This window comes from Agrobacterium sp. 33MFTa1.1, from assembly GCF_004328495.1.
GTDB classification, from domain to species: domain Bacteria; phylum Pseudomonadota; class Alphaproteobacteria; order Rhizobiales; family Rhizobiaceae; genus Agrobacterium; species Agrobacterium pusense.
This window is the reverse complement of the sequence record NZ_CP036358.1, coordinates 1,356,661-1,366,230: the sequence shown is the minus strand read 5'-3', so window position 1 is coordinate 1,366,230 and position 9,570 is coordinate 1,356,661. Positions and strand designations below refer to the sequence as shown.

Here is a 9,570-nt window from a genome sequence, read left to right as displayed (position 1 = left end):
TTCAAAAGAAAACGGCGGCTTTCCGGGGAAAACCGCCGCGATGAATGGAGCGCCCCGGTGGAGCGCCCGCAGGGCCGATCAGGCCGAGTAGTACATGTCGAATTCGACCGGGTGAGGGGTCATTTCGAAACGCATGACTTCCTGCATCTTCAGTTCGATGAAGCTATCGATCTGGTCGTCGTCAAACACGCCGCCTGCGGTCAGGAACTTGCGGTCCTTGTCGAGGCTTTCCAGCGCTTCACGCAGCGAACCGCAGACGGTCGGGATCTTCTTCAGTTCTTTGGCAGGAAGGTCGTAAAGGTCCTTGTCCATCGGCTTGCCGGGATGGATCTTGTTCTTGATGCCGTCGAGGCCGGCCATCAGCATGGCCGCAAAACCGAGATAGGGGTTCTGGGTCGGGTCCGGGAAGCGGACTTCGACGCGCTTTGCCTTCGGGTTGGAGCCGAAGGGGATACGGCAGGAGGCGGAACGGTTGCGCGCGGAGTAAGCGAGCAGAACCGGCGCTTCATAACCCGGCACCAGACGCTTGTAGGAGTTGGTGGTGGGGTTGGTGAAAGCGTTGATGGCCTTGGCATGCTTGATGATGCCGCCGATGTAATAGAGGCAGGTCTCGGAAAGACCGGCATATTCATCGCCTGCGAAGGTCGGCTTGCCGCCCTTCCAGATCGACTGGTGAACGTGCATGCCCGAGCCGTTGTCGCCGAAGATCGGCTTCGGCATGAAGGTTGCCGTTTTGCCATAGGCATTGGCGACCTGGTGCACAACATACTTGTAGATCTGCATCTTGTCGGCGCTGGAGACCAGCGTGTCGAACTTCACGCCCAGCTCGTGCTGTGCGGCAGCCACTTCGTGGTGATGCTTTTCAACGACGACGCCCATTTCGGCGAGAACCGTCAGCATTTCGGAGCGCATGTCCTGCAGGCTGTCGATCGGCGGAACCGGGAAATAACCGCCCTTGACGCGCGGACGGTGGCCGAGGTTGCCGGTCTCGTAGTCGGTGTCGTCATTGGACGGCAGTTCGGACGAATCGAGCTTGAAGCCGGTGTTGTAGGGATCTGCCTTGTATTTCACATCGTCGAAGACGAAGAATTCAGGCTCGGGACCGACGAAAACCGTGTCGCCGATACCTGATGCCTTGAGGTAGGCTTCGGCCTTCTTGGCGGTGCCGCGCGGGTCGCGGTTATAGGCTTCGCCCGAGACCGGGTCGAGAATATCGCAAAGGACGACCAGGGTGGACTGGGCGAAGAACGGGTCGACATGGGCGGTGGCCGGATCTGGCATCAGCACCATGTCGGACTCGTTGATGGCCTTCCAGCCGGCGATCGAGGAGCCGTCGAACATGACGCCGTCGGCGAACATGTCTTCGTCGACGCATACCACGTCCATGGTGACGTGCTGCAGCTTGCCCTTGGGGTCGGTAAAGCGCAGGTCCACGAACTTGATGTCGTTATCCTTGATCTGCTTCAAGATATCGTTTGCGGTCGTCATTTAAACTTTTCCTTGAGTGTGATGATGACGAGGTGAAAACCCAAGCCTCCCCGGCTCAGGACTTTTTTAATTATATGGCGTCCACGCCTGTTTCACCGGTACGGATGCGGATTACTTCCTCGACATTGGAAACGAAAATCTTTCCGTCGCCGATGCGTCCGGTCTGCGCCGCATTGCGGATCGCCTCGATGACGGCTTCCGCATTCTCATCCGCCAATACGACTTCGACTTTCACTTTCGGCAAAAAGTCCACGACGTACTCTGCACCGCGGTAGAGTTCCGTGTGGCCTTTCTGACGACCAAAGCCTTTTGCTTCCGTGACCGTGATTCCCTGAAGTCCGACTTCCTGAAGGGCTTCCTTCACTTCGTCGAGCTTGAAAGGCTTAATGATCGCTTCGATCTTTTTCATGAGAAAATATCTCTCCGCTTCTCCCGTTAAAGCAGGTAACTCCCGCTCTGCCACAAGAATGCACGTATTGTGCCAGATCGGAAGCGGGCTTGAAGAAAAAACTTCGCCCCGCGGCCATTCCCGCACAAAATGCATTCGCTTTTCGCGGTTCTACCGGCAATTCGTCACTAGAATCCGAAAAATCCATCAGCATTTCTGCGGTTTTCTTTAATATTAGAAATTTTTAAAATTCGATTATGCTGTGGTCGCGGGTTGAGCTATTGCACATATTATATGCATTTGAGTATTTTTTGGTCTCCGAATTTTGCTTATTTTTGTATCGATTGCCTTTCCTGCGTTTTGAAGGAATGATGTGGCATGACCTCCATTTCCGAGTTCCTCCTTATCGACCCGGCTGTGATGGCGCGCATCGATGCGGCAGCCGGCCAATCCGGCATCCCGCTTTACGATTTGATGGAGCGTGCGGGGCAGGCGGTGGCTGCTTCGGCGCTTCGGCATTACCCGCAGGCGCTGCGCTTCGTCGTCCTGTGCGGCAGCGGGAATAACGGAGGTGACGGTTATGTTGCGGCGCGGGAGCTGGCGCAAAGCGGCGCTAAAGTCGAGGTCCATCATCTCGGCGATATCGGCCTTCTCAAGGGGGATGCACGCGTGGCCTTGGAGCGGAGCGGCGTGACGCCGCTGCCGCTTGATGCCTATACGCCTCTTTCCGGCGACGTGGTGATCGACGCCGTGTTCGGAGCCGGGCTGTCCCGCGATGTTCCGCCGGAGCTAGTCCGGCTGATCGAGGCGGTCATGCAGGCGAAGGTGCCGGTTCTTGCCGTGGATCTGCCCTCGGGGCTTTGCGGCCGGCGTGGCGTGGCGCTTGGCGCATCGTTCAGGGCGGAGCGCACGATCACCTTCATGGCGCGCAAGCCGGGTCATCTGCTGATGCCGGGGCGGGAGCTTTGCGGAGCGCTGGAGGTTTTCGATATCGGCATACCGTTGCGTATCCTGGAGGCTCATAGGGGATCGGTGGCGGAAAACGATCCGTTTGTCTGGCGGGATGCCTTGCCGCGCGCCGGTATGGAGACCCATAAATTCCGCAGGGGGCACCTGACGGTCTTCTCGGGCCCCGCCCATGCGACGGGTGCTAGCCGCATGACCGCGCTTTCAGCGCTGAAGGCGGGGGCGGGGATCGTTACTGTCGCAGCGCCGAAAGCGGCGCTCGACGTGCTGTCTGTCACATTGACGGCCGTTATGAACGTTCCGATGGACAATGCCGACGATCTACGCGTGTGGCTTGACGATGAGCGCCACGGCGCCTTCGTTCTCGGCCCGGGCTTCGGCGATCTCGAAAAGGCGCGGCAACTCGTGTCGCTGCTTGGCGACAAGTCGGTGGTGCTGGATGCCGATGCGATCACGGCCTTCAGGGATGATACGGATGTCCTGTTCGAGCGTATCACTTCCGGTGCGGGCAAATTCGTGCTGACACCGCATGAGGGCGAGTTCGCCCGGCTGTTTGCCGATCTGGCGGCCGATGGGAGGCTGAGCAAGATCGAGAAGGCGCAGGTCGCTGCGGCGCGCAGCGGCGCGGTTCTGGTCTATAAGGGTGCGGACACGGTGATCGCTTCGCCCGATGGCCGGGCGCTGGTCAATACGAACGCCCCGGCGAGCCTTGCGACGGCGGGATCGGGTGACGTTCTGGCCGGTATCATCGGCGCGCTATTGGCGCAGGGCGCACCTGCCTTCGAAGCGGCTGCAGCCGGGGTCTGGCTGCATGGCGAGGCGGGCGACAGAGCGGGCGCCGGCATGACGGCGGAGGACCTCGCCCATGCGGTTCGGCCGTTTGGGTGAATTGGTCTGATTTGCTGGCTGCTCGCTGAACCTGCGCTCTTACCACAGTTCCATCATCCGCACTTCGTCACCCCGGACTGGATACGGGCTCCAGCGCGATCAGGTCCTTGATCGCGAAATACTCTTCTCACGGCGCAGACGCGCGGTGGCTGGATGCCGGATCTAGTCCGGCATGACGGAGGACAGGTTTTTGCTCTGAGACAAGTCCTGTCGCGCTCGGGACCTTCAACTCCGCCTTCAATGGGCGGCCTTGCCTGCCTGGCTCGCCATTGCCATGCGCGAAGCACTGATCAGCAGCTTGCGCTCGGCGCGCTCCTGCTGCGGGGTGCGATTGTAGATTTCGCGATAACACTTCGAGAAATGCGACGCTGACACGAACCCGCAGGCGACGGCGACTTCCACCACCGGCATGGCCGATTGCACCAGCAGGTGACGGGCGCGGTCAAGGCGGATTTCAAGGTAATAGCGGGCGGGCGAGCGGCCCATTTCCTGGCGGAAGAGGCGTTCCACCTGCCGGCGCGACAGATCGGCGGCGTCGGCGATATCGAGCAGCGACAGCGGCTCGGCAAGATTGCCTTCCATCAATTCGATGATCGACAGAACCTTGCTGTTCTGCACGCCAAGGCGGGCGCGCAGCGGCAGGCGCTGGCGGTCGTTGGGGCTGCGCACGCGGTCGGTCAATTGCTGTTCGCAGACGCGGTTGACGAGGTTCTCGCCGAAATCCTGGCCGATCAGGCTCAGCATCATGTCGAGCGAGGCCGTGCCGCCGGCGCAGGTATAGATGTTGCTGTCGACTTCGAAGAGATCTGCGTAGACTTCCACCTGCGGGAAGGCTTCGGAAAAGCCGGGCAGGTTTTCCCAGTGGATCGCGCAACGTTTGCCGTTGAGGAGGCCAGCCTGCGCAAGGATATGGGCGGCGGTACAGAGGCTGCCGATGGCGATACCGCGATTATAGGCTTCGCGCAGCCAGGCGTTGACCGATTTGTTGATGTGTTGATCCACATCGATGCCCGAACAGATGATTGCCATTTCCGGGCGGTTTTCGCCGCTGACGTAACGCCGCTCATCTGCAAGACAGGTATCGGCCTCAAGACAGATGCCGCTCGAGGACATGACCTTCTGGCCATCGAGCGAGGCGATGCGCCATTCATAGGCCTGGTAGCCCAACATTCGGTTGGCGATGCGAAGCGTTTCAACCGCTGCGGCGAAGGGCAGCATGGTAAATTGCGGAATGAGAAAAAAGACGATTGAGCGCTTCTTCTGGGAGTTTCTGCTCATTTGCCCGTGCTCCGTTGCGAATACGCAATTCCTCCCTTGGAATTGGTCTTCTGGATGTCCTGTATGCGACATCTTTAACGAAAAATACGCCGTGGAATCGGGGCTGTCAAAAAATAGCTTTTGAAATATGCAAATTTTGCGACAAGCCTTTTTAAAGGGCGTCGCGTCGCATGTAAAACAGGCAGGCCAATTTACGCCCGGGGGCCGCCATTTACCCGCAGAGGGCGATGGCTCGCGGGCGTAAGAAAGGCTGCGAGCCATCGGCCGGCGGTCATTTGCGAATGACGCTTCTGCCGTAGTTGTCGGTTGTGGGCCATCCGATATCCTTCAATGTTTCAGGCGGGAGCGCTTCCAGCGCGCGGAGCATCCTCGCACGGCGCCATGACGCATAATGGGAGGCGATATTGCCTGACAGGCGCTGCAGCCAGCCGGCGGATGACGGGCGATGCGGGGAGCGGTTCGCCGCGGGCAGGTAATGTATCATGGTCATGTCTTCATCCTTTCCTGAACCACGATTGATGTGAGGATGGTGCGCCGTTGTTGACATTCAATCAAACGAAATGATATCCATCTATAAATCAAAATATTTGAAGGTGCGTGCCATGACCGTGACTTTCCGCCAACCGCTGCCGTTGCTGGATAACGACATATTGAGGACCTTCGTCGCCATTGCGGAAACGGGAAACTTCTCGACCGCCGCCGAAGTCGTGTTCAGAACACCATCGGCCGTTTCGATGCAGATCAAGAAGCTAGAAGAGCAGCTGAAAACGACGCTGTTCCTGCGCGATGCGCGTTCGGTGACATTGACGGCGCATGGGGAGACGCTTCTGACTTATGCGCGCCGCATGATTGCCTTGTCCAACGAGGCGGTGTCGCGTTTCGTCATGCCCGAATTGTCCGGTGTGGTGCGTCTCGGCGCACCGGAGGATATTGGCGAGCGCGGGCTGCTGCCGGGCATTCTCAAGCGTTTCGCCGAGGCTTTCCCCGGCATCATGATCGACGTCACAATCGATGCCAGCTCCAATCTCTATAAGCGGATGGACGAGCAGCGTCTTGATCTCGCCCTCGTCAACTGTGCTTCACATCCGCTGAGGGATACCGGCGAGGTGCTGATGCGCGAACGGCTCGTCTGGGCGGGTGCGAAATGCGGCACGGCCTATCTGCGCGATCCGCTGCCGATCTCGATATGGGAAGAGGGCTGCATCTGGCGTTCGGAGGCGATTCATTCGCTGGAAAAACGTGGGCGCAATTTCCGCGTGGCTTATCTCAGCGGCCACACGATGGCACAGCGTGCGGCGATTGCCGCGGATCTCGCCATCGCGCCGCTGCCACGATCTTATGTGCTGAACGACATGGTCATTCTGGGTGAGAAGGAAGGCCTGCCGGAACTCGGCTATTTCGATATCCGGCTGATTATGGGCGACAAGGCGTCGCGGCCGGTGCTCGCGGTGGCGGAAAGCATTCGCAATGCATTCGTCGAGGTCGCGAAGGCGGCATGAGGCGAAGGAACGCGTCACGGCCATCATGCGCCGTCGACGCGCCGCTTAGATCGCCACCGAACCCGTGGCTGCGGCGTGATCCGCGTTTTCGGTCCGCCAGCTGCCACGACTGACCAGCCAGTCTGACGACGCCTGCAGCCCGCCGAAGGGAAAGACATGGATCTGCCGGATCGGTCCTTGCGGATTGTCCCGCCAGTGCCGTTCGATCGGCCCGACGATGCTTTCCGGTGAATGGCCCCTGGCAAGCGTGGTCAGGGAAAGCGCGTTTTTCTTGAGATAGGCAATGGAATTGCCGACACCGCAGAGCGCGGCGTATTTCAGGAGCGTGGTGATCTTGGCCGGGCCGGAAACGCCGATATGCACCGGCAGATCGATACCGGATGCGGCAAGCCCTTCTGCCCAGGCGATGAAGCGGGCGGAATCAAAACCGAACTGGGTGACGATGCGCATGGCGGCGTCGGTTCTTTCGCCAAAATCGCGTTTCAGCCGCAACGCGGCCGTCGCCGTTTCGTCGTTGAAATCGGGGCTGCCTTCCGGATGACCGGCAATTGCGATATGCCTGATGCCGCAACGGTCGAAAATGCCCGTGGAAAGCATGTCGATGGTAGACGTGAACGGGCCCTCTGGCTTCTCGACGCCACCGCCGACCGCCAGCACGTCGGTCACGCCGGCGTCGCCGGCAAGCCGCTTCACCTGTTCCTCGAAATCGATGCGAGAGGCGATACGGCGGGCCGCAAGGTGCGGAACGGGCTCATAACCGAGATCACGCAGATGCTTTGCGGCATCGACCAGCTTCACCTGCGAGGCGGCTCCGGTATCTGTCAGATAAACGCGCACGCCCTGCGGAAAAAGACCGGCAAGACTTGCCGGGCCAAGCACCTGCGCGGGTGAGGCCTCGATGGAGGCGGGGATGACGGAAGTGGCGGAGATATCGGGCAATGTGTGCATGATCCTTTTGATTATCATGCACCGTTTTTGAGGCCAAGTCTGTGCCTGTTGCGGCAAGACAGCCCTGCATCTGCGACGAAGCTTGAGCCGAGCGCGGTGCCGGCGGCGCTACCAGACCCGTTTCGTCAGACCGTTCCAGAGCCATGTCCAGATTGTTGGTGGAAAGCGGAGCACCGACTTTCCGGGCGAGGGCGGCTGCGGCGCAAGGCTGCCGGACAAGGCGTCTTCGATGGCATTGATGGCGATATCGACCGAGGCTGCTGTCAAGAGAAGGGGATAGGTGGCGATGGTGTCGGACGGTGAGGGTTTCAGCCGTTTTTCGTAAAGTGTGGCGCCGGTATCCACACCCTTGTCAACGAGATGCACGGTTGCGCCGAAATTGCCCCGGTCCTTTTCCACCAGCGCCCAGTATCCACCCATCTGGCCGCGATAGGCCGGGTTGATGCCGGCGTGAAAATTGATGATGGGGCAGTGCAGGTCCCTGAGCGTCGCCGGCGTCAGCAGACGGCAGGAAATGGTGAAGATGACAGCCGGTTTCAGGAGATTGGCGGCCTTGCGACATTCTTCATCGTTCAGCGAGGCGAAATGCGTGACTGGAATGGTGCCGCCCAGATCAGGCAGGAGACCATGCTCCGCAATGATCTCTTTGCTTCTTCGTACCGTGAAGCGTTTGCCGAGCCGCGATGCGACCATCGTCGCCAGCTGGCCCACTGCGACAATCCAGCCGAGGCGTCTTGCCCGGCGCTTGAGGATGGCCGATTTGCTTTCGGGCTGTTCCATGAACACATGGATGTCGGGAAATCGCGCTGCCAGCGCATTGATCATGACGTTAGGGTTCACGCCGCCCGCCGTCATCACCAGAAGCCGATTATTGATGTCAGTCATGTCACCCACTGGATTTCTCAAGCCACGATCCACGCGCAGTTTCCCTCGCGAAGCTCAAAACCATGTTAATTTTCATCGACAGGATTTTTTGAAACGCCGCTGGAACCGAATTTTGGGACTCACGTTATTGTGACGCATATCACATCGGCGCTTGCCTCGGACGGCAAGTCATAGGGGAGTAGTTTCAAATGATCACACGCATTCTTTCGACCGTTTTCGTGGCTCTGCTGACCGTCGTGACGCTCAGTTCTTGCGGCAACACCATTCGCGGCATGGGCCGGGATACGGCGAACGCCGTGGATGCGACCCAGGATGCCGGCCGTAGCGTCGACCGCGCCGCCCGTCGCTGACGACATCTCCCCTTCTGAAAGTCCGGCGTCTCCCTGAAGCCAGGGTGACGCCTTTTCTTTGACCGAATTTCCCTGCGAATGTTCCCCTGAAGAGAATCACGGGGTGGGCATGAACAGATCGATGAAAAGACTGGCGAAGCTGCTGTTGCCGTTGCTGCTTCCATTTGCGGCCGAAGCGGGCGGGCAGGTGGATTTCTGCAGAATCGTGGATCATGCGGGCGGCCGCTATACCGTCTGCAGTTTCGATCCGGCGAAAAGCACCATCCGGATTTACGACCGCGACCATGTCTCAGGACAGGGATATCGTTCTTTCGCCGATCTATCCTCCGCGCTCTGGCGTCAGCACATGTTCAGTGTCTTCGCCATGAATGGCGGCATGTATCATTCCGATTATTCCCCCGTCGGGCTGTTTATCGAAAACGGCGTGGAACGTTCGCCACTCAGCACCCGCGGTGGCTGGGGCAATTTCCATCTTCTTCCGAATGGCGTGTTTTACCTGAAGGATCACAGGGCGGGCGTGCTGGCGACCGAAGCCTATCTGACGGCCGACCCGAAGCCCGATTTTGCCACCCAGTCCGGGCCGATGCTTGTTATCGACGGCGGAGTGCATCCGCGTTTTCTGCCCGACAGCGACAGCTTGAAGCGCCGCAACGGCGTCGGAGTCTCTCGCGATGGCATGGTACATTTTGCCATTTCGGACAATACCGTGCGCTTTTACGATTTCGCCACCCTGTTCAGGGATGTGCTGGATTCACCGAATGCGCTCTATCTCGACGGCACCATTTCCAGCGTCGATATTCCCGCGATGAAGAGGCGAGATTCATTGTTCCCCATGGGGCCGATCATCGCCGTGGTCGACAGGGTGCCGGATTAGTCGAGC

Annotated in this window: 10 protein-coding genes; 4 read left to right on the top strand and 6 right to left on the bottom strand. The window is 59.3% G+C overall.

Annotation, left to right across the window (positions count from 1 at the left end; all coding sequences use genetic code 11):
* Positions 1-78: 78 nt before the first annotated feature.
* Both glnA and EYD00_RS06915 read right to left on the bottom strand, forming a co-directional pair.
* Complete coding sequence (gene glnA / locus EYD00_RS06920) at positions 79-1,488, bottom strand: type I glutamate--ammonia ligase (protein ID WP_004442307.1); 1,410 nt, start codon at positions 1,486-1,488, stop codon at positions 79-81.
* Between the two features lie 70 nt (positions 1,489-1,558).
* On the bottom strand, positions 1,559-1,897 hold the full coding sequence (locus EYD00_RS06915; RefSeq protein WP_003515720.1) for a P-II family nitrogen regulator: 339 nt from the start codon (positions 1,895-1,897) through the stop codon (positions 1,559-1,561).
* A gap of 357 nt (positions 1,898-2,254) precedes the next feature.
* On the opposite strand from EYD00_RS06915, the gene EYD00_RS06910 reads away from it, so the two are divergent.
* The gene (locus EYD00_RS06910) at positions 2,255-3,730 is read left to right on the top strand and encodes a bifunctional ADP-dependent NAD(P)H-hydrate dehydratase/NAD(P)H-hydrate epimerase (protein ID WP_004442300.1); all 1,476 of its coding nucleotides are present in this window, start codon (positions 2,255-2,257) and stop codon (positions 3,728-3,730) included.
* 237 nt (positions 3,731-3,967) lie between these two features.
* Here EYD00_RS06910 and EYD00_RS06905 read toward each other — a convergent pair whose 3' ends face one another.
* Both EYD00_RS06905 and EYD00_RS06900 read right to left on the bottom strand, forming a co-directional pair.
* The gene (locus EYD00_RS06905; RefSeq protein WP_004442297.1) at positions 3,968-5,008 is read right to left on the bottom strand and encodes a GlxA family transcriptional regulator; all 1,041 of its coding nucleotides are present in this window, start codon (positions 5,006-5,008) and stop codon (positions 3,968-3,970) included.
* A gap of 271 nt (positions 5,009-5,279) precedes the next feature.
* Positions 5,280-5,498: a DUF1127 domain-containing protein gene (locus EYD00_RS06900; RefSeq protein WP_004442294.1), complete on the bottom strand. Its 219-nt coding sequence runs from the start codon at positions 5,496-5,498 to the stop codon at positions 5,280-5,282.
* Between the two features lie 70 nt (positions 5,499-5,568).
* Here EYD00_RS06900 and EYD00_RS06895 point away from each other — a divergent pair, with 70 nt between their 5' ends.
* Positions 5,569-6,507, top strand: a complete 939-nt coding sequence (locus EYD00_RS06895) for a LysR family transcriptional regulator (protein ID WP_169692031.1) — start codon at positions 5,569-5,571, stop codon at positions 6,505-6,507.
* A gap of 45 nt (positions 6,508-6,552) precedes the next feature.
* Here the strand turns inward: EYD00_RS06895 and EYD00_RS06890 are convergent, their stop codons facing one another.
* On the bottom strand, positions 6,553-7,473 hold the full coding sequence (locus EYD00_RS06890) for a methylenetetrahydrofolate reductase (protein WP_034498988.1): 921 nt from the start codon (positions 7,471-7,473) through the stop codon (positions 6,553-6,555).
* Between the two features lie 90 nt (positions 7,474-7,563).
* Positions 7,564-8,340, bottom strand: coding sequence for a formyl transferase (locus EYD00_RS06885; protein ID WP_034498985.1), 777 nt, complete (start codon positions 8,338-8,340; stop codon positions 7,564-7,566).
* A 188-nt stretch (positions 8,341-8,528) separates the two neighbouring features.
* On the opposite strand from EYD00_RS06885, the gene EYD00_RS06880 reads away from it, so the two are divergent.
* Both EYD00_RS06880 and EYD00_RS06875 read left to right on the top strand, forming a co-directional pair.
* On the top strand, positions 8,529-8,690 hold the full coding sequence (locus EYD00_RS06880; protein ID WP_004442283.1) for an entericidin domain-containing protein: 162 nt from the start codon (positions 8,529-8,531) through the stop codon (positions 8,688-8,690).
* A 109-nt stretch (positions 8,691-8,799) separates the two neighbouring features.
* Complete coding sequence (locus EYD00_RS06875; protein WP_004442280.1) at positions 8,800-9,564, top strand: phosphodiester glycosidase family protein; 765 nt, start codon at positions 8,800-8,802, stop codon at positions 9,562-9,564.
* The last annotated feature ends 6 nt before the right edge of the window (positions 9,565-9,570 follow it).

Coding starts and splice junctions, on each gene's coding strand:
- glnA (WP_004442307.1), bottom strand. CDS start 1,488: ATGACGACCGCAAACGATATCTTGAAGCAGATCAAGGATAACGACATC.
- EYD00_RS06915 (WP_003515720.1), bottom strand. CDS start 1,897: ATGAAAAAGATCGAAGCGATCATTAAGCCTTTCAAGCTCGACGAAGTG.
- EYD00_RS06910 (WP_004442300.1), top strand. CDS start 2,255: ATGACCTCCATTTCCGAGTTCCTCCTTATCGACCCGGCTGTGATGGCG.
- EYD00_RS06905 (WP_004442297.1), bottom strand. CDS start 5,008: ATGAGCAGAAACTCCCAGAAGAAGCGCTCAATCGTCTTTTTTCTCATT.
- EYD00_RS06900 (WP_004442294.1), bottom strand. CDS start 5,498: ATGACCATGATACATTACCTGCCCGCGGCGAACCGCTCCCCGCATCGC.
- EYD00_RS06895 (WP_169692031.1), top strand. CDS start 5,569: ATGATATCCATCTATAAATCAAAATATTTGAAGGTGCGTGCCATGACC.
- EYD00_RS06890 (WP_034498988.1), bottom strand. CDS start 7,473: ATGATAATCAAAAGGATCATGCACACATTGCCCGATATCTCCGCCACT.
- EYD00_RS06885 (WP_034498985.1), bottom strand. CDS start 8,340: ATGACTGACATCAATAATCGGCTTCTGGTGATGACGGCGGGCGGCGTG.
- EYD00_RS06880 (WP_004442283.1), top strand. CDS start 8,529: ATGATCACACGCATTCTTTCGACCGTTTTCGTGGCTCTGCTGACCGTC.
- EYD00_RS06875 (WP_004442280.1), top strand. CDS start 8,800: ATGAACAGATCGATGAAAAGACTGGCGAAGCTGCTGTTGCCGTTGCTG.